The sequence below is a fragment of the Archangium sp. genome (assembly GCF_036389735.1).
Lineage (GTDB): Bacteria > Myxococcota > Myxococcia > Myxococcales > Myxococcaceae > Archangium.
The window spans coordinates 1-19,362 of sequence record NZ_DASVWK010001074.1 but is presented as its reverse complement, the minus strand read 5'-3'; the positions used below and the strand labels follow the sequence as shown (position 1 = coordinate 19,362).

Genomic DNA, 19,362 nt, shown 5'->3' with positions numbered 1-19,362 from the left:
GTCGCGGCTCCACTTGTCCGCCTGCGAGTACGCCGCCGAGGCGCGGTAGCGCAGCCCGCCCGAGCTGCCATGGCTCACGAAGCTGCCACCCGCGGCGTTGGCGTTGCCGGCGTGGGCCTGGAAGCGCGCCTTGGGCCCGGTGCCCGGCGTGCGGGTGATGATGTTGACCACGCCCAGCATCGCGTTGGCGCCGTAGAGGGCGCTGCCCGGGCCGCGGATGACTTCAATCCGCTCGATGTCCTCCAGCTCCACCGGCATGGACGACCAGAGCGTCATGCCCAGGAAGTCCTGGTACTCGGTGCGGCCGTCCACCAGCACCAGCACCTTGTTGGCGATGCGCTGGTTGAAGCCGCGCACCGAGAAGTTGGCGCTGCCCGGCCCCAGCATCATCACGTCGGCGCCCGGCACGCGGCGCAGCAGCTCCGGCAGGGTGGTGGCGCCCGACAGGCGGATGTCCTCGGAGGTGATGACGGAGGTGGCGTTGGGGGCCTCCAGCGAGGACTGGGCACGGCGGCTGGCCGTCACCACGCGCTCCTCGTAGGGCACCGCGCCCGCGTCCTCGTCGGACTCCGCCACGCTCTCGGTGGCGACGGGCTCGGGGGCGGCCGGCGCGGGCTGCGGCGCGGGGGCGGGCGTGGCGGGGAGGGACTCGGCGCGGGCGATGGCCTTCTCCAGCCGCTCGACCAGCACCGCGAGGGACCTGGCCGCCTCGGCACCGCCGGGCGCGGCGGGCATGGGGGGCAGCCCGGACTTCTTGCCCGGCACCACCGGCTCGGCCGGCTTCGTCGCCTCGGCCTGCTTCGCCGCCTCGGCGGCCCTCAGCGACTCCTCCAGGTTCGCCAGCGTGGTCTGCACCGGCCCCGAGTCCGGCGGGTTGGCGGCGAGGTAGCGCCGGTAGTAGTCCACCGCCTGGGTCATCCGGCCCGCGTCGTGGTAGGCGCGGGCGATGTTGTAGAGGACGTTGGCGTGCGGCTTGATGACGTACGCTTCTTCCAGCTCGGCGATGCCCTGGTCGTACTGCCCCTGGGCAATGAGGCTCATGCCGTTACGAAAGTGACGGCGGGCCTCCAGGCGCGCGTCGGCGGAGGCAGTCCCCGCACACAGCACGAGCGCGAGGGCGCCCGCTCGCTTCCAGGACGTCGGAGTCATCACGAATCTCAGTAGGGGTCTTCTTTGTACCCGGACGAGTCCCTGTCCGCGGCGCGTGAACCGGACTTCTTCTTCAGCTTCTGGGTGAAGTGCACCAGGGGCCCCTCACCCTCGGCGGTGACGGTGACGCGCTGGTAGCCGTCCAGCGCGAAGGTGAGGCGGGCGCTCGCGCGACCATCCATGCCCGAGGGCACCTGGATCTCCATCGGCGTCTCCCCCAGCAGGCCTCCCTCGTACATCACCTTGGCGCCCTCGGGCTCACTGGTGATGAGGAACCGGGTGGGAGCGGGCTCGCTCGCGGGCGGAGCGTCCACCGCTGGCGTGGGCTCGGCGGCGGCCCGCTGCGCCGGGGCCGTGGGCTCGGCGGCGGAGGATTGCTCTACGGGAGGGGGGGCCTTCACCGCCGGGGCCGTCACGACGGGCGGGGACGCGGGAGCGGCCTGGGGCGCGGGAGCGCGCAGGGCGAGGATCGCGGCCACGCCGAGGCCAAGCAGCAGCGAGCCGGCGAAGAGGGCCAGCGGCAGCGTGCGCCGGGCCGGCTTCGCGGGCTCCTCCTCCACGGCGATGTCCAGGTCCAGCGCGACGGTGCTGGCGCCCGAGGCGGGGGGGGCGGGAAGCGGGCCCGTCTGCGGGCCGGAGCCGGGACCACTGCCGACGGCGTAGAGGGGCGTGGCGCCAGAGAGGGAGCGCGGACTGGAGAAGGCCCCGCTGAAGCCCGCGGAGGAAGCCACGCGGCGGATGGCCTCCATCACCTCGTCCATGGACTGGAAGCGCTCCTCGGGGCGCTTGTTCAGGCACCGCATCACCAGCGCCTCCACCTCCTGCGGCACGCCTTGGGTGGACGAGAAGGCGGCGAAGGCGGGCGGGGCCTCGTTGAGGTGCTTGAAGATGACGTCGATGCTCTGCGCCGCCTGGAAGGGCGGGCGGCCCACCAGCATCTGGAACATCACCACGCCCAGCGAGTACACGTCGCTGCGCGGGTCGGACACGTTGCGCGCCTGCTCGGGCGCCATGTACTGCGGCGAGCCGAGGATGACGCCGGCCTGGGTGATCTCGGCCTCGTTGGACAGGCCCTGGTCCGGCAGGAAGGACTTCACCAGACCGAAGTCCAGCACCTTCACCACGTCATGGTCGTCCTCCTGGTTGAGGACCATGATGTTGGCGGGCTTGAGGTCGCGATGGATGAGGCCCACCCGGTGGGCCTCGCGCAGCGAGCGCGCCACCTGCGCGCCGATGTTCAGCACCCGCATCCACTGCAGGGGCCCCAGCTGCGTGAGGAGCTGCGCCAGCGTCTGCCCCTCCAGGTACTCCATGGCGATGTAGAAGACGCCGTCGTCCGTCTTGCCGTAGTCGATGATGGTGACGGTGTTGGGGTGGCGCAGCCGGGCGGTGACGGCCGCCTCCAGGAAGAAGCGCTTCTGGAAGCCCGGGTCCTTGCCCTCGCTGTACTGAGGGTTGAGCACCTTGATGGCCACCAGCCGGTCCAACGGTGCCTGCACGGCCTTGTACACCCGGCCCATACCGCCCGCGCCCAGCGCCTCGACGATGCGGAACTTGTCGTTGAGAACCCGGCCGATGAGGGGATCTCCGACGTCGGGTGGTGCGCTCTGCGCCTGGGCGCCACTTTGGATCATGAGCTCCCCCGCCGACCGCCAGTGGGCGGTGCGAGACGTGACCTTTCGCGTATGCTACCACCAGACCCTCCAACACCGAAAAGCCGGAGGCCGCTGGAAGCGCGTGCAGCGAGGCCCGACAATACGGCCCGGGCGCTGATACGTCACGTGTTGGACAAGTTCACCTGGGGAGTCCTTGTCTGACGCACTGCGTCCTATTGGACAGGAGCCCACCGGGTATTGGACTTGCGCAGCGCGTCAAGGCACGCTGCTCGTCCATGTCGATTTCTCCGTGGGTACGAGGGGCGCGGCGGCTGACGCCGGTGGTGGGTCTGCTGGTTGCCGGGCTGGCGCACGCGCAGGCGGCCGAGCCCGTGGCGGATTCGGGCGACACGGCCTGGATGCTGATGGCCTCGGCGCTGGTGCTGCTGATGACACCGGGGCTGGCGCTCTTCTACGGCGGCATGGTGCGGCGCAAGAACGTGCTGGCCACGTTCATGTACTCGTTCTTCGCGCTCGCGCTGGTGACGGTGCAGTGGGTGCTGTTCGGCTACTCGCTGGCCTTCGGCAAGACGCACGGGGGGCTCATCGGGGGAGGGGACTACCTCTTCCTGGAGGGGGTGGCGCTGGAGCCCAAGGGGACCATCCCGCACCTGGTCTTCATGGCCTTCCAGCTCAAGTTCGCCATCATCACCCCGGCGCTCATCTCGGGCGCGTTCGCCGAGCGGATGAAGTTCAGCGCGTACGCGCTCTTCATCCTGCTGTGGAGCACGCTGGTGTACGACCCGGTGGCGCACTGGGCGTGGGCCGAGGGCGGGTGGCTGCTGAAGCTGGGCGTGCTGGATTTCGCGGGCGGCACGGTGGTGCACTGGACGGCGGGGGTGAGCGCGCTGGTGAGCGCGCTCTACGTGGGCAAGCGCGTGGGCTACGGACGCGAGCGCTTCATTCCTCATGACCTGCCCATGACGGTGATGGGGGCGGGCCTGTTGTGGTTCGGCTGGTTCGGCTTCAACGCGGGCAGCGCGCTGTCGGCGGGGAAGGTGGCGGCGCTGGCCTTCGTCACCACGCACGTGGCGGCGGGAACGGCGGCGCTCTCGTGGACGGCGGCCGAGTGGTATTTCCGCAAGCGGCCCACGCTGCTGGGCTTCGTGTCCGGGCTGGTGGCGGGGCTGGTGGCCATCACCCCGGCGGCGGGCTACGTGTCGCCCGGGGCGTCGCTGGCCATCGGGCTCATCTCCGGCGTGGTGTGCTACGGCGCGGTGCTGCTCAAGGAGAAGCTGCACTACGACGACGCGCTGGACGCCTGGGGCGTGCACGGGGTGGGGGGCCTGTTGGGCGCGCTGCTGGTGGGCGTGTTCGCCCAGGCCTCGCTCAACCCGGCGGGCGCGGACGGGTTGCTGCACGGCAACCCGGGGCTGCTCGGCAAGCAGGCGCTGGCCGTGCTGGTGGTGGGCGCCTACACCGCGGTGGTGACACTCGGTCTGCTCAAGCTGGTGGACAAGGTGATCGGCCTGCGCGTCTCCGAGGAGGAGGAGCGCATGGGGCTCGACTCCACCCAGCACGGCGAGGCGGCGTATACGTCGTGAGGTTCAGGTGCGAAGGGGTCCGAGCAGGCCGGCGCGGTCGAGCAGCTCGCGGACGCGCTCGGCCAGGGCGACGTGCTCGGGGTTGCTCGCGGTGAAGCGCTCGGGGGTGAGGACGATGAGCGTGCCCTTGTCCTCCACCCGCTCGATGCGCACCGGGGCCGGCAGCGGGGGCACCGTGCCCCGGCGGCGCGAGAGGTAGGTCACCCAACCCACCAGCGCGTCCGGATGGGGCTTCGGGACGAGGTCGCGGTGCGTATCGGACATGGCGAGCGCGTCGTCCGGATCCCAGGCCATTGCCATGGTACGCACCAGGTCGGTCAGCACCGGGGCCGTCAGTATCCGCTGTGAATTCGGTCCACCTCCGTTGGGGAGATGAAACAGGCACAAGTTGCCGACTTCCTCCGCGTAACCACCGCATACGATGTAGAAACCGCAGGAATCATCGTCATCGCTTTCACCGTTCCAGCCATCGATGCGGAAGCCCAGTTCCTCGAAGGTCCTGTCCTTACCGCGTCGAAACATCTTCTCCAGAGAGGGCTGCTCCATCTCGATGCGATGTTCGAGCGCTTTTTTTCGGGAACGCCCCAGCTTGAACCAGCGGGAAAAGGAGGGGTCGATCGGAGAAAGCGCCCTGAAGAAAGCCTCCGCGCGTCGGCCGCACTCTTCCGGGGTCTCCTTCCGCAGACGCCAGTAAGCGCCCGCGTAGTAGGTCTCGCTCGAGTCGTTCTCGTTCATGGGTGGATTGGAGTGTGTACGACCTCAATCCCATGCACCTTGCCCTCGACCAAGAGCTTTCGGATGGCCTCGGCAGCCTTGGCTTCCGCTACGTGCCACCGAACAGGCACACCCTTGGCGGCGAGCAATTGACGCCGCGCCTGCTCTTGCAGGCTGCGGGTACCTTGGGCGAACCACTTCTGGGGCTCCAGTTTGGCGGTGAACTTGTTGGCGTAGCCAAGCCCCTTGGCCTCCAGCAGCACGCCGTCCTTGATGCCGTCGAATCGCACGCCTCGCACAACGTACGACTCGCCCACTGGCCGGCCGGAAATCTGCTCCTGATAGCGTGCCGCGCGCCGGCTCATGGACTCCTTGACCGGACTCCATTGCCCGGGGCCTTGCGGCTGTGCTGGTGGGGCCTTCCCGCCGCCTGTTCCCTGGACCGACGGGTTGGCCATGTGTAGGACGACAGCGGCACCGGGGCCGCCGCCCAGCGCGGTGAGGACTCGTCCCGCTGGAACGACCACTCGCTGGAGCGCCAGCGCTCCGTCCGCTGACAACGAGAGCGCGGGCACGGAGAGGAACTCCAGTCCTCGACCCGCCCGGGAGAGGGTCCGGGTGGTGCCAGCGGCGGCGCCGTAGGTGGCGAGCACCGTGACGGTCAGTCGCGATAGCGTGCGGATCTGCTCTCCGCGCGTCATCAAGTGGAAGTGCTCGAGGTACTCCGGCGAATGGAGGACGAGCGCCGCCACCCCCTGGGGGAGTTGCGAGAGCGCCACGAGGCTGTCTCCCGGGTGGAACACCAGTCCGCCCAGGGCCAGCACCGTGTCGCGGAAGGCCTCTTCCGCTCCATCCAGGGTGCGACCGATGACGTCTCCGTCGTTGTACACCTCGGCGAGCGGTGGAGTGGTCCGGACGCGTCGGAGGTGCTCATCCACCGGCAGGAAGACACCGCCGCGGCCATCGTAGAAGCGGCCTACCTCGAAGAGGCCCGCGCTCAATGCACCCTCTTTCAGCACCACATGCCCCACGCGCTGTTGGGTCTGACCGTTCAGGGCCCAGGCGAGGTAGCCGTCAGGGCGCAGCACCGCCAGGCCCTCGAAGCGGTGCACGCGTGCGAGCAGGGTAGGGCGTGGCAACTCCTCCTCGCCCTCCATGACTTCACGCAGCAGGAACGAGGCCGCCAGACGCGGGCCGAAATGGGCCAGGGTGACGGGACGGGACAGCAGCACGTCGTACAGCTCGGCGGCGTCCTCGGGCGTGAAGTCCGCCTCGCGCGGAGGCCGCAAGGTGGAGTCGTCCAACCCGGCCCGGAGGAGCAGGACCTCGAAGTCGTCCAGTTCCACCAGTCTTCCCTGCACCAGGGAGGTCGGCATCGAGGCCGGGCCACCTCCTCCCATGTCGAGGTGTTGCTGGGCTTGATGGCCCACCCACGCCGACCTGGGCGGAGGCCCGCTCGTGGCGCAGCCCATGAGGAGCATGAGGACAGCCAGGATCAGGGGGCTCGCGTGAGACCGCTGCGAGGAACGGTCAATCACTTGCCCGCTTGAGCCTTCTGCTGGGCCGCCTTGGCTTTCTCAAGCTTCGCTGCCTGGGCCGCCTTGGCCTTCGCGAGCTTCTCCTCACGGGCGGCCTTGGCCTTCGCGAGCTTCTCCTGGAACTTGTCCCGCTTCACCTTGGCCTGCTCCAGCTTCGTCACCACGCGCTGGACAGCGCTCGCCCGGGTCTTGCAGCCCGTGGCGATGACCCGGACCACCGTCGGCCGACCCTTCACCTGGATGGGATTGCGCGCGAGTTCGGGGACCTCGGCGAGCAGCTTCTCCGCCTCCTCGCCGCAGCGCTGGAAGCGCTCGTGCACGTCCGTATAGAGCGAGAGCCGCGCCTCCAGCTCCTTTTCCCGCCGCGCCTTCTTCTCCAACTCCTGCGCCTCCTGACTGTCTCCCAGCGGCCCGGAAATGAAGTCGACCACCCGCTGCGCCAGCCGCGCCCTCGCTTCCGCCTGCTCCAGGCGCCGCTCCGTCCTCCGCGCGGACGCCGCGTAGTCCTCGCTCTTCGCCTCCACCTCCTTGCCCGCCTTCAGCCGCTCCCGGGTGCGCTGGAGCGCCTCGTTCAGCGCCTTCACCTGCGCGGCGTCCGCGTCCTTCCCCTCGATGGCGTCCAGCGCCTCCGTCACCGCCGCCATCGCCTGCACGACGTCGTCCCGCTGCTTCTCCACCGCCGCCTCGAGCCGCTGCCGCTCGCTCTCCTCGCGGGCCGTGCGCTCCCGGCGGTCGCGCTCCTCACGGACCTTGGGCACGAGCGCCTGGAGTTCCGCGAGCTGCATGCGGCACATCTCCCCCTCGGGGGAAAGGTCGACGTCGGGATGGGCGAGGATCTCCTTCACCTTCGCGAGTTTGGGCAGGGCACTCTCCGCGTCCAGGTTGCGCAGGTGTTGCTCGGCCTGGCTGAGCAGGAGGGTGGCCTCGTCGGTCCGCTTCTCGCCGAAGGCCTGGCGCTGCTTGATGGTGCGGGGCCCGCAGGCGCTCACCGCCACCAAGAGGAAGAGAACGGTCACCCAGGTTCGGGAAGTCGTGTGTACGGGCGTCATGTGGGTCCCCATCCAGGGCCTGGCTGGTAGGGGAGAGCATGGTCCGGAACGCTCCCCGGAAGGAAGCCCGGGGCCCTACACTGGGTCCGTGACCGACCGACTCAAGGCCCTGCTCTCCTCGGCGCCGCGCTACCCCCAGCGCCTCGTCTGCATGACCGAGGAGACGACCGAGACGCTCTACCGCATCGGCGCCGGAGACCTGCGCTCGGCCCCGCTACCCGGTGGCGCGCAGACAGGTGAGTGACTCACCCACCACGCGCAGGAAGTCGTCGATGTCCAACGGCTTGTGCATCAGACGCACTCCGTCCGGAGGTCGCACCCTCGGGTGGGCGGTGATCATCATCGCCCCCATGCCGTGCAGCCGTTGCTCTCTCGCCGCCTGCTCCAGCAGCCACCCGCCGTTCTCGCCGGGCAGCATGTAATCGGTGATGACGAGCTGGAAGGACTCCCTTCGCAGGAGGGCCAGCCCATCTTCCGCTGTACCGCTGCCGGCGACCGAATACCCCTCACTCTCGAGCAGGTCGGTCAAGCCCTCGCGGATGTCCTCGTTGTCCTCTACCAGGAGAATCTTCACGTTGCTTCCGGACGTTACGGGGGTCCACTCTCGAAAGACTGGAGTCTCCCGCTTCCTGTCCCGTCCGGGAAACCCCCTCCAGGCCCGAACAGGCTGAGTTGTTCACTACCGTATTCCCGTGCACCCGGGCGTGACAGGATGGGGCCGTGTCGCCCGCCTGGCTCGCCCTGATCGCCGCGCCGCTGCTGGTGGCGGCCCCCACGCCCGCGCCCCGGCCCCCCGAGGGTTATGAGGACGCGCTCGCGCAATGGGGACTGGCCCGGTACGGCCACCCGGTCGAGCCCGACCCCGAGGGCAAGCGCCTGGAGTCGGTGCTGGTGGCCTCGGAGGACGTCGTCGCCCCGAGCGACCCGTACCCGTCGCCGCTCAACGTGTTCCACGCCCGCACCCGGGAGTCGGTCATCCGGCGCGAGGTGCTGCTGGAGCCGGGCAAGCCCTACGTGCCCGCGCTCGCCGCGGAGACGGCGCGCAACCTGCGCAAGCTGGGCATCTTCGCGGTGGTGCGCGTGGTGCCGGTCCAGGGGTCCACGCCGGACGCGGTGTCGCTGCTGGTCATCACCAAGGATCTGTGGTCGCTGCGGCTCAACCAGGACATCCAATTGGTGGGCTCGCTGGTGCAGTCCCTGCGTCTTCAGGGCACCGAGCAGAACTTCCTCGGGCTCAACAAGAAGGTGGCGCTGGACTTCCTCCTGCGCCGGGACGCGTTGAGTTTCGGGCAGACGTATGTGGATCCACGCCTGGGCGGCAGCCGCTGGTCCCTCAGTGAGAACGCCAACCTCATCGTCGGGCGCGAGAGTCAGCGGCCCGAGGGCACCCGGGGCAGCGTGCTGCTGACCCGGCCCTTCTTCTCGCTGGATACACCCTGGAGCTTCCAGGCGCAGGCGGTGTGGCGCGTGCAGCCCGTGCGTGTCTTCCGCGGCGCCGACGTGTGGGCGCTGCCGTACCCCGAGGGGGGGACGGTGCCCTACGTCTACGACGCGCGCGAGCTCAGCGGGAGCTCGCTGTACCTGCGCTCCTGGGGCTCGCGGTACAAGCTGGACGCGGGAGGGGGGCTGGGCGTGTACCACCGGCGCTATGGGGCCCCCGAGAGCTCCGCGCTGGACGAGGCCCAGCGCACGTGGCTGCGGGAGAAACACCTGCCGCGCAGCGAGGACGCCACCTATGTCCTCGCCTACGCGCGCGTCTGGGAGGCCCGCTACGAGGTGCTGCGCGACGTGGACTCCTACGCGCTCTCCGAGGACTTCCAGGTGGGGCACTACGTCACCGCCACGGCGCGCTACGCGCCCGCGCTGCTGGCCTCGGCGGGGAACTTCGCCGAGGTGGGCCTCACCGCCCGCTACCGCTTCCGTCTGGGCGACGCCCTCTCCGCGCTGGCCGCCGCCACCTCCGTGCGCCGGGTGCTCGGTGGGGAAGGGCAGGCGCGGTGGACCAACCGCCGCTGGGGCGTCGAGGTGCAGCAGGTGTCCCCGAAGGTGCTCGGCGGGCGCTTCGTGGCCCGGGGTCTGCTGGACGTGAACCTCGACGACCTGAACGAGCGCGTGCTGTTGCTCGGCGGAGGCAACGGGCTGCGGGGCGCTCGGCCGGAGGCGTACTCGGGCAAGCGCCTGGCCCTGCTCAACGTGGAGTACCGCACCCGGCCGCTCGTCCTCTATACGGTGCACCTGGGCGGCGTGCTGTTCTACGACGCGGGCTCGGCGTTCGATGAGGGGCCGCGCTTCGTCCACTCGGTGGGCGTGGGGCTGCGGCTGCTCTTCCCCCAGTTCAACACCTTCCCGTTCCGCCTCGACTTCGGGTACGTCCTCAACGACGACCGGCCTCCGTTCGGCGGACGCTTCTCCTTCAGCGGTGGGCAGGTGACGGAGTTCCGGCCCTCGTTCCTCGATGCTCCGCTCTAGCTTCAAGGCGGACCCGGCGAGGCTCGCCGCGGTGGGGGCCTTCCTCGCGGTGGGGGTGGCGGCGCTCTCGCGGGGCCGGGTGCACCCGGATGAGGTCTTCCAATTCCTGGAGCCTGCCCATGGGCTCGTCTTCGGCTACCGCGTGGTCGCCTGGGAGTGGGTGGAGGGGCTGCGCAACTGGGGTGTCCCTGGGGTGCTCGCGGGGCTGCTCGCGCTGTGCCGGGCCGTCGGGCTGGAGCACCCGTGGGCGATGGTGGCCACCGTGTGGTGTGTCTGCGTGGGTGTGCAGGCAGTGGGGACATTGACGCTGTTCCGACTCGTGGAGGAGCGGGACGGTCGCGAGGCGGCGCTCCTGGCGGCGGGTGTTCACGTCACCTGGGGAGGATTCCTCATCTATGCCGCGCGGCCGCTCGGGGATGTGCTGAGCGTGGTGCCCCTGTTGGGGGCGCTGCTGTGGGCTCAACGCGCGCGAGCCGGGGGAGGCCCGCGCGAGGGCCTGTGGAGCGGAGTGCTGCTCGGCCTGGCGTTCGTCATCCGCTACCCCTCGGCGGTCTTCGGTGTGCCCCTCGCCGCGAGCCTGCTGGGGGCCCGGCGTTGGCGCTCGCTCGCGGGCTTCGCGGTGGGCGTGGGCGCGGTGCTGCTGGGGCTTGGCGTGCTCGACTGGCTCACCTGGGGCACGCCGTGGCACTCCGCCTGGCGCTACTTCCACTTCAACATCTCCAGCGGCTCCTCGGCGTCCCAGTTCGGCCGGCAGCCGGGGTGGTGGTACGCGCCCATCTTCGCCGGCATGGCGCCCCTGCTGCTCCTCTGGCACTTCGCGCGCGGGCTGGCCCGGAGAGACGTGCTCGTGGGGGCCTTCGCCTTCTACCTCGGGGTGGTGAGCGCGTTGGGGCACAAGGAGGCGCGCTTCCTGGTGCCGCTGCTGCCCCTGTTCATCGCCATCGCCGCGGGCCCCGCCCGGGGCGACCTCTCCCGGCTGGCGGCGCGACGTGGGGTGATGCGGCTGCTGGTGGGCCTGTACGTGCTCTCCTCCGTGGCGGCGGCCTCCGTGCTGTTCCCGCTCGGGCTGCGCCAGGGGGTGATCGACGCCACCGTGTTCGCGGGCAGGGACGCGGCACTCACCGGGCTCGTCGTCGCTGGCCCTCCCGAGTGGAACACCGGCGGTCGCTTCTACCTGCACCGCGATGTGCCGGTGTTCGTGGCCTCCGGGCGCTCCGAGGAGGAAACGCGGGAGCGGCTCGCGGACGCGGGGTCCTCCCACGCCCTCGTGGACGGCAAGGCACTGGGCGAGGAGACCCTTCGCGCCGCCGACTTCTGCTTCCAGCGGCGTTGGGGCACAGTCGCGCTGTGGACGCGCTGTCCATGAGGTGATTTCCCCGACAGGGAGCTGTTGATGCGCGGTGTGTATTTGACGGGACTCGTGGTGTTGCTCGCCATCGCGGGAGCGGGTTGTCAGCCGGAGGAGCCCAGCACTCCTCCTGGCGGCTCCGCGGACGCGGGCACGGGGGGCACGACGGATGATGGAGGCACCTCGACCGTGCCGGACGCCGGGGGCGTGCCGGACGCCGGGGGCGTGCCGGACGCTGGGGGCGTGCCGGACGCTGGGAGCTGCGTGCCCACGAGCTGCGCGGCGCAGGGGAAGAACTGCGGCCCGGTGTCGGATGGGTGTGGCAACACGCTGGAGTGTGGCACCTGCTCGGGCCACGAGACGTGTGGCGGCGCGGGGGTCGCCAACGTCTGCGGCGCGACCTGCCTGATGAGCTGCCCCGAGTCCTTCACCTGCAATTCCAGCGGCGTTTGCGCGGGGGGCGACCTCTCGACGCTCGCGTTCGACCTGAAGCCCGTGCCCGTTTCGGGCTCCATCACCCTCAACGGGGCCCCCGTTCTGGATACGACCTGCTCCTATGAGTACTGGGGAGAGTATTCATACGTGCGGCTCACCGAGACGACGCGGGGTGGCACGAAGACCTTGCCAGTCACCTGCTCGGCCACGGAGGGCTGGACCTTCAGCGGACAGCTCTACCCTGGCACCTACAAGGTGGAGTTCGATGCACGTGATGCTTCCTCGGTACCGGGGACGCCCTTCGTGGTGCTGCCCTCGCTCGACCTGGCGACGGGCCGCGCGGACGTGGTGCTCAACGTGCGCACGGTGAACGTCGCGGGCACGCTCACCCGCAACGGCACGCCGCTCACCAGTGCAACCTGTCCGGCCTATGCGCCCGGCTCCGTCCGCTTCACCGAGACGACGCGCGGCTTCACCCTCGCCGTGCCGGCCCGGTGCTCGGACACGGAGGGGTGGATCTTCAGCGGGGCCGTCCTGCCGGGCACCTACCGTGTCGCGGTGGCCGCCCAGGAGTCCTCGGCGCTCTCCGCGGTGCCCTATCCCATCCTCGAGTCCTTGAGCCTGGAGGCCGACCGGACCGGCCTCGTCCTCGACATCCCTTCCGTCGAGGTGTCGGGCTCCATCCTGCGCAATGGCGCCCCCCTGCTGGACTACAACTGCAACTACAACTCGGGCGGCTCCCCCGCGCTCGTGGACTCCTCGGAAGTGGATTTCGTGGAGACGACGAAGGGTTTCCGGATCTCCGTGCCCGTCTCCTGCACCCCGGAGACGGGGTGGACGTTCAGGGGCCCGATCTACGCGGGCACCTATCGTGTGGAGGTCGTCGCACGGCAGGATCTCGACCCCACCCTCCCGGTTTCGCTGCCACCCGCCCCCTATCCGGCGCTCACCTCCGTGACGGTGCTCGCGTCGCAGTCGGGGATGGTGCTCGACGTGCCCACGGTGCGCGTCTCGGGCACCATCACCCAGAATGGCGCGCCCCTGGCGGATACGAGCTGCCTGGGTCGTAACAGCTACGGCTTCTACGACCTGTCGTTCGTGTCCCTGGTGGATGCGACCACCAACCGCACGGTGAACGTACCCATCGCCTGCTCGGAGACGGCCGGTTGGAGCTTCGACGGTCTCACCCACCCCGGGATGTACACGGCGAAGGTCGCCGCGCGCCTCGGTGCGTCCCTCCCGCAGCAGCCCTACACCGCGCTGTCCTCGCTCGACGCGCGGGCGGATCGCGCCAACATCGCGCTCGACGTGCGCGTGGTGGATGTCTCCGGGAGCATCACCCGCGGCGGTGCCTCCATCCCCGGAGCGAACTGCTCCATCTCCATCGGATTCGGCTACTACGTGCATTCCAACGTGCTGCTGACCGACGCGGCCCAGGGCTACTCCTTCCTGGTGCCCATCACCTGCACGGAGGAGGCCGGGTGGACCTTCTCGGGCCGGGTCTACGCGGGGAACTACCGGGTCGACGTCCTGGCGCAGGAGGGCTCCACACTGCCGAGCTCGCTGCGCACCGTCATCCCCTCGGTGGCGCTCCAGGCGAACCGCTCGGACCTCGTGCTCGACGTGCGGACCCAGAATGTGGCGGGTCACATCCTCCGCAATGGCGCGCCCATCGCCGACACGACCTGCACCTACTTCTTCTACTGGTTCGCCTACTACTCGGTGGTCCAGTTCACGGACCTGGAGACCGGCGCGACGGCCCGGGTCCGGGTGTCCTGCTCGGTGGAGGACGGGTGGAGCTTCAGCGGGCCGGTGTACCCCGGTACGTACCGGGTGGACGTCCTCCCGCATGAGAACTCCTCCCAGCCGCCCGGTCCGCTCACGCTGATCCCCCGGCTGCGCGTCCCCTAGCCACCGGCCGCGCGCCCGAGGTCTTCAGAGACCTCGGGGCCTCGGGCGCGTCCCTAGTCGTTGAGCTGGTACTTCCGGGCGATCTCCGTCACCTCGCGGGTGACGGCCTGGAGCGTCTCGGTGGCCTGGAGCGTCGTGTCCAGGCGCTTCATCGTCTCGTCCATGCCGGAGGAGATGTGGGCGATGGCGTTGAAGATGTGCGCGATGCCCGTGTTCTGCTGATTCACCGCGCTGGCGATCTGCCGCACGGCCGCGGCGTTCTCCTGGATGATGAGCGACATCTCGCGCAGGTTGACGCCCGAGGAGCGCACCATCTCCAGGCCGCCGTCGACCTGCTTGGCACCCTGCTCGCTCATGGAGACCACGTCCCGGATGGCGGTGCCGATGTCCAGCAGGCTCCTGCGGATGAGGGCGTTCTCCCGGATGGTCTGATCGGCCAGCTTGCGGATCTCACTGGCCACCACCGCGAAGCCCGCGCCCTGATCTCCCGCGCGCGCGGCCTCGATGGAGGCGTTGAGCGCCAGCAGGTGGGACTGGTCCGCCAGGTCCTTCACGGTGACGGCGATGCTGGCGATCTTCGTGGCGCTCTCCTGGAGCCGCAGCACCTTCGTGCGGATGCCATCCACGAAGTCCCGGATGGTGCTCAGGCCCGTGACGGTCCGCTCGATGGCCTCTTCTCCGTACTGCCCGAGCTGCTCCGCGTGGCCCGCCACGCTCAGCACGCTCTCGGCCTTGTGCGAGGCCAGCTCGGAGGTGGTGCGGATCTCCTCGGACGTGAGGTGCGCCTGCTGGAGCATGGCGGCCTGCTCGGAGAGGCTCTGGCGCTGCTGGTTGCTCGCCGCGCCGAGCGCCGTCCCCGCCGAGAGCAGCAGCTTGGACGAGGCATGCAGGCGGGTGGGAATCTCCTGGAGCCGCTCCAGGACCGAGACCATGGCCGCGGCCAGGTCTCCCACCTCGTCGGTGGAGGCCCAGAGGGGAGGGACGGGCTTGCCGTGGGCCAGCCCCTCGAGGGCCTCCTGGATGGCCGCCGTCGCCCGCACCTGGCGGCGCGCCAGCATCCAGGCGGAAAGCGAGGGGACGATGAGGATGAACACCCCCAGCATGAGCAGGGGCGGGCCCAGGGTCGAGAGCAGCGTGTCGCTGAAGCCCTGGAGCCTCGCGGCGATCAGCGCGCCCTGTCCCTCGGCGAGCGTCGGGTCCGCGAGGATGGCCCGCACCTCGGCGTCGCGCAGCTCGAGCGTCTGGATGACGATGACCAGCCCGGTGAGCAGCACGGTGCTCGTCAGGGTGCCGCCGAACGCATAGGGCAGATACCAGCGCTGGCGAGGCCAGAAGGGGCCCTTGCCGCTGGCGCGCATCCGCACGCGGCCACGCTCCTCGAGCACGGAGGGCATCACCAGCTGCTCGAAGCGGATGCCCGCGGGCAGGGAGAGCACCTGGCCGAAGGTGGCGGAGACGAGCATCCCGAGCCCCACCAGGAGGGGATTCTTGTGGAACAGCAGGACGAGCGGGACGGTGAAGAGGACGCCGCCCACCAGATAGGCCGCCTGGACCCCCACGAAGGCGAGCTTCCAGGGCAGCATCTGGAGGCGGACGAAGCGCGCCTGCGCGGGCTCGCCAGGGTTGGTGCGGTAGTTGCGGCGCAGCAGCCGGGCGATGCCCAGCCAGGGCACGAGCACGCCCGCCACCAGGAAGACGGGGGGCAGCACGTGGAGCAGGGCCCAGACGATCTCCTGGCTCGACAGCCCGAGCGACATGCCGACGAGGTACGCGGCGATGGGCGCGGAGGGGGTGAGCCAGGCCAGCACGGAGAGGAGGCTCTGGCGGAGGAGCAGGGGAGGAACCGTCGTTGGGGCGGGGCCGGTCATGAGGCGGGGCCATTCTCCCAGAGGGAGGGGGGCGGATGGAGGGACTCGGAGAGAAAGAGCGGTGCCTGCCTGGATGCTCCTCGGGCGACCGGATGCTACCGCGCCCATTCCAGTGAGTCTTCAAAAGGGGAAGGGTGGCTAGGGAGGCTCCGTGCCCAGCAGCTCCCGGAAGAGCACCTGCGCCACGTCCTGGAAGAGCACTCCCGAGGCCAGGAGCCCGCCGCAGTGGTGCGGCTCCCTCGCCAGCGTCAGCGCGACGCACTTCTCCAGCACCGCCTCCCAGAAGGCCTCCGAGCCGGGTGGCAGCAGGTACTCCCGGATGACACTCCGAGGCCAGGGCAACACCGTCGTCGGGTCCGCGTCGCTCAAGCTGGTGAAGCAGTCCAGGTCCACGTCCAGCAGCACTCGCGGTGCGGCCGCCAGCACCTCTCGCACCGCGTCACCGGGGGCGGGGGCGTTGAAGGCCTCGGCGGCCCGGTCCACCGTGGGCACCACCACCAGCCGGTGTGAGCGCCCCCGGGTGTCCACGTACACGTCCCCGGCGTACGTCCCCCGGGGCCGCCCCCGTGCGAGCACCAGTGCGTCCCCCACCAACCCCGCCTCCATCGCCGCCAGCACGTGGTCGTAGTTGCGCACGTCCAGCGCCCAGCGGGCGTGCTCGTCCAGGGCCCTCAGCCCCGCCGAGCGGTCCGGCACCGCCGCCGGCGCCGCGGGCACCACCAGGTCCAGGTGCCGGTCCAGCGTCACCAGCAGCGCCGCCGGCCCGTCTCCCAGTGCACACGCCCACGAGGGCAGCGCCAGCCGGTGGGGATCGAACACGTACGCGTCCGTCGGCCCCCGCCCGCCGCCGAGCGACAACCGGATGACGCCCGCCAACCTCAGGTGGTTCAGAGAATCGTCCATCACCGGGCCGGGAGTGTAGGCTGCGCGCGCTTCCTACCCAAGAAGGAGGGATCGCCCGTCCTCCGGGCGCCAGCCCCGCATGCGCATCCTGCTCGCCGCGCTCCTCACCCTCGTGAGTGCCCCCGTCCTCGCCCAGCAGCCGCAGCCCCCCGCCAAGACCATGACCGCTTCGCAAGATGCCTTCCTGCGGGACTACGCGGAGACGCGCCGCTTCATGAGCGGCCGCCCCGTCAACCCCCGCTTCACCCCCGACGAGAAGACCGTCCTGTTCCTGCGCGGCCAACCCCGCGCCCCCATCCAGACCCTCTTCGCCTTCGACGTGGCGACGGGTGAGGCGAAGGAGGTGCTCACCCCCGAGGCCATTCTCAAGGGCTCCGAGGAGACGCTCTCCCCCGAGGAGAAGGCCCGCCGCGAGCGCATGCGCGTGAGTGCCCGGGGCATCACCTCCTACCTGCTCTCCGACGATGGCGAGCGCATCCTCGTGCCGCTCTCCGGGAAGCTCTACCTCGTCGAGCGCACCAGCGGGAAGTCCACGGAGCTGAAGACGGGTGAGGGCGTCATCGACCCGCGCTTCTCCCCCGACGGCACGCAGGTGGGCTACGTCCGGGACAACGACGTGTTCCGCCTCGAGCTGGCCTCCAACAAGGAGCGCCGCGTCACCAGCGGCGGCACCCCGGCCAAGACGCACGGTCTGGCCGAGTTCGTCGCCCAGGAGGAGATGAGCCGCTTCTCGGGCTGGTGGTGGAGCCCGGACGCGAAGTCCATCGCCTACACGGAGGCGGACACCTCGGGCGTGGAGAAGCTCTCCATCATCGACGTGATGCACCCCGAGCGCGGCGCCGAGGACTACTCCTACCCGCGCCCGGGCAAGAACAACGCGAAGGTGCGCCTGGGCATCACCCCCGTCACGGGCGGCAAGACGGTGTGGGTGCAGTGGGACGCGGAGAAGTACCCGTACCTGGCCACCGTGGTGTGGCCGAAGAAGGGCCCCCTCACCGTGCTGGTGCAGAACCGCACGCAGACGGAGGAGAAGCTGCTCGCGGTGGACGTGGCCACCGGCAAGACGCGCGAGCTGCTCACCGAGAAGGACGAGGCCTGGCTGGAGCTGGAGCAGACCTTCCCCCTGTGGCTGGAGGATGGCAGCGGCTTCCTCTGGTACACCGAGCGCAATGGCGGCCCCGAGCTGGAGCTGCGCAACGCGGATGGGAGCCTCGCGCGCTCGCTGGTGAAGCCGGACGCGGGCTTCCGCGGGCTCGCGCGCTACCTCGACAAGGAGCGCACCCTCTTCTTCGTGGGCGGCCCCAACCCCACCGAGAGCTACCTGTGGCGCGTGAAGGACGGCGGCGCCCCCGAGCAGGTGCGCCCCGGCACCACCGGCCTGGCCATCGAGAGCGGCAGTGTCTCCCGCTCCGGCACCCTGGTGGTGATCAACCACTCGAGCCCCACCTCCATGCCGCGCACCTACGTGGCGCGCGTGGATGGCACCCGCGTGGGCGAGCTGCCCTCCGTGGCCGTGGAGCCCTCCTTCACCCCGGTGGTGGAGTTCCGCGAGGTGGGCCCGCTCAAGTTCCACTCCTCGCTGGTGCGCCCGCGCAACGCGAAGCCCGGCCAGAAGCTGCCCGTCATCGTCGAGGTGTACGCCGGCCCCACCGTCACCGTCGTCCACAAGTCCATGGCCGCCCACCTGCTGTCGCAGTGGATGGCGGACCAGGGCTTCCTCATCGCCCGCTTCGACGGCCGCGGCACCCCGCTGCGCGGCTCCAAGTGGCAGCGCGCCGTGCACCTGGACTTCGCCGGCGTGACGCTGGAGGACCAGGCCGCCGCCGTGCAGGCGCTCGCCGCCGAGGTGCCCGAGGTGGACCCGCAGCGCGTGGGGATTGAAGGCTGGAGCTTCGGCGGCTACATGGGCGCGCTCGCCGCCCTCAAGCGCCCGGACGTCTTCAAGGCCGCCGTGGCGGGCGCCCCCGTCGTGGACTGGCTCGACTACGACACCCACTACACCGAGCGCTACCTCGGCCTGCCCCAGCAGCACCCCGAGGCCTACGAGAAGAGCTCGCTGCTCACCTACGCCCGCGACACCAGCAAGCCCATCGCCCCGCTGCTCCTCATCCACGGCACCGCGGACGACAACGTCTACTTCTTCCACACCCTCAAGCTGTCCGACGCCCTCTTCCGCGCCGGCAAGCACCATGAGTTGCTGCCCTTGAGCGGCCTCACCCACATGGTGCCGGATCCCCTCGTCACCCAGCGCCAGTACGAGTGGGTGATGAACCACTTCAAGCGCCACCTCGCGAAGTAGTCGCGGGGCACGCCCGCGAAGAGAAAGGCCCGGCTCCTCTAGAGGAGACCGGGCCTTTTTTCCGAGGCCACTACCGCGAGGCGTGGCTCAGGACTTCAGGCGGCGGGACGCACGTTCTGCGCCTGGAGGCCCTTGGGGCCGCGGGCCAGCTCGAACTCCACCTTCTGCCCCTCGGCGAGGGTCCGGAAACCGTCCATGTTGATGGCGGTGTGGTGGCAGAACACATCCTCGCCACCCTCGTCCTGCACGATGAATCCGAAGCCCTTCGCGTCGTTGAACCACTTCACGGTACCGATAGCCATTGTGCTTCCTCGTCAGGGCTGACCGGAGTCAGCCGTTCGCCCGTCCCCCGTCCGTCGGGTGACTTGTGAGGAAGGCTAGGCGGGCAGCCGAGCGCCTGTCCAGTCGGCTGCCCTGTTTTCCTGCTTGCACCGTTTAACCGGTTTTCAAATTTCCAGCAGGAGCCGAGTGGGGTCCTCG

The 19,362-nt window shown here is 70.0% G+C and carries 14 protein-coding genes and 1 pseudogene; 6 read left to right on the top strand and 9 right to left on the bottom strand.

Annotated elements, in window-relative coordinates; translation table 11 throughout:
- Window positions 1-1,149 (bottom strand): TonB-dependent receptor plug domain-containing protein (locus VF794_RS38690; RefSeq protein WP_331118553.1); only part of this gene is annotated, 1,149 nt, incomplete at its 3' end.
- Between the two features lie 8 nt (window positions 1,150-1,157).
- Window positions 1,158-2,783, bottom strand: coding sequence for a serine/threonine protein kinase (locus tag VF794_RS38685; RefSeq protein WP_331118551.1), 1,626 nt, complete (start codon window positions 2,781-2,783; stop codon window positions 1,158-1,160).
- Between the two features lie 257 nt (window positions 2,784-3,040).
- Between VF794_RS38685 and VF794_RS38680 the strand changes: the two genes are divergently transcribed.
- On the top strand, window positions 3,041-4,348 hold the full coding sequence (locus VF794_RS38680; RefSeq protein WP_331118549.1) for an ammonium transporter: 1,308 nt from the start codon (window positions 3,041-3,043) through the stop codon (window positions 4,346-4,348).
- A 3-nt stretch (window positions 4,349-4,351) separates the two neighbouring features.
- On the opposite strand, the gene VF794_RS38675 is transcribed toward VF794_RS38680, so the two are convergent.
- From VF794_RS38675 to VF794_RS38665, 3 genes are all read right to left on the bottom strand, one after another.
- On the bottom strand, window positions 4,352-5,083 hold the full coding sequence (locus tag VF794_RS38675) for an immunity 52 family protein (protein WP_331118547.1): 732 nt from the start codon (window positions 5,081-5,083) through the stop codon (window positions 4,352-4,354).
- On the bottom strand, window positions 5,080-6,438 hold the full coding sequence (locus tag VF794_RS38670) for a Tox-REase-5 domain-containing protein (protein WP_331118544.1): 1,359 nt from the start codon (window positions 6,436-6,438) through the stop codon (window positions 5,080-5,082). The genes VF794_RS38675 and VF794_RS38670 overlap by 4 nt, the downstream gene beginning before the upstream one ends.
- 158 nt (window positions 6,439-6,596) lie before the next feature.
- Complete coding sequence (locus VF794_RS38665; RefSeq protein ID WP_331118542.1) at window positions 6,597-7,649, bottom strand: hypothetical protein; 1,053 nt, start codon at window positions 7,647-7,649, stop codon at window positions 6,597-6,599.
- Between the two features lie 88 nt (window positions 7,650-7,737).
- On the opposite strand from VF794_RS38665, the pseudogene VF794_RS38660 reads away from it, so the two are divergent.
- A pseudogene (locus tag VF794_RS38660) lies at window positions 7,738-7,851 on the top strand (cobalamin-binding protein); the annotation flags it as partial.
- 12 nt (window positions 7,852-7,863) lie between these two features.
- On the opposite strand, the gene VF794_RS38655 reads toward VF794_RS38660, so the two are convergent.
- Window positions 7,864-8,223: a response regulator gene (locus VF794_RS38655; RefSeq protein WP_331118541.1), complete on the bottom strand. Its 360-nt coding sequence runs from the start codon at window positions 8,221-8,223 to the stop codon at window positions 7,864-7,866.
- Window positions 8,224-8,369: 146 nt separating this feature from the next.
- Between VF794_RS38655 and VF794_RS38650 the strand changes: the two genes are divergently transcribed.
- Genes VF794_RS38650 through VF794_RS38640 form a run of 3 tightly spaced genes read left to right on the top strand, consistent with a single transcriptional unit; the run spans window position 8,370 to window position 13,812 of the window.
- Complete coding sequence (locus VF794_RS38650) at window positions 8,370-10,118, top strand: BamA/TamA family outer membrane protein (protein ID WP_331118539.1); 1,749 nt, start codon at window positions 8,370-8,372, stop codon at window positions 10,116-10,118.
- Window positions 10,105-11,484, top strand: a complete 1,380-nt coding sequence (locus VF794_RS38645) for a glycosyltransferase family 39 protein (protein ID WP_331118537.1) — start codon at window positions 10,105-10,107, stop codon at window positions 11,482-11,484. The genes VF794_RS38650 and VF794_RS38645 overlap by 14 nt, the downstream gene beginning before the upstream one ends.
- Before the next feature lie 27 nt (window positions 11,485-11,511).
- Window positions 11,512-13,812, top strand: a complete 2,301-nt coding sequence (locus VF794_RS38640; protein ID WP_331118535.1) for a hypothetical protein — start codon at window positions 11,512-11,514, stop codon at window positions 13,810-13,812.
- A gap of 53 nt (window positions 13,813-13,865) precedes the next feature.
- Here the strand turns inward: VF794_RS38640 and VF794_RS38635 are convergent, their stop codons facing one another.
- Together VF794_RS38635 and VF794_RS38630 are read right to left on the bottom strand one after the other, a co-directional pair.
- A complete protein-coding gene (locus tag VF794_RS38635) occupies window positions 13,866-15,680 on the bottom strand; it encodes a methyl-accepting chemotaxis protein (RefSeq protein WP_331118533.1) in 1,815 nt (604 codons plus the stop codon).
- Window positions 15,681-15,818: 138 nt separating this feature from the next.
- On the bottom strand, window positions 15,819-16,583 hold the full coding sequence (locus VF794_RS38630) for a hypothetical protein (protein ID WP_331118531.1): 765 nt from the start codon (window positions 16,581-16,583) through the stop codon (window positions 15,819-15,821).
- 79 nt (window positions 16,584-16,662) lie between these two features.
- On the opposite strand from VF794_RS38630, the gene VF794_RS38625 reads away from it, so the two are divergent.
- The gene (locus VF794_RS38625) at window positions 16,663-18,882 is read left to right on the top strand and encodes a S9 family peptidase (RefSeq protein WP_331118529.1); all 2,220 of its coding nucleotides are present in this window, start codon (window positions 16,663-16,665) and stop codon (window positions 18,880-18,882) included.
- Window positions 18,883-18,977: 95 nt separating this feature from the next.
- Here VF794_RS38625 and VF794_RS38620 read toward each other — a convergent pair whose 3' ends face one another.
- The gene (locus tag VF794_RS38620; RefSeq protein ID WP_331118527.1) at window positions 18,978-19,184 is read right to left on the bottom strand and encodes a cold-shock protein; all 207 of its coding nucleotides are present in this window, start codon (window positions 19,182-19,184) and stop codon (window positions 18,978-18,980) included.
- Window positions 19,185-19,362: the final 178 nt, after the last annotated feature.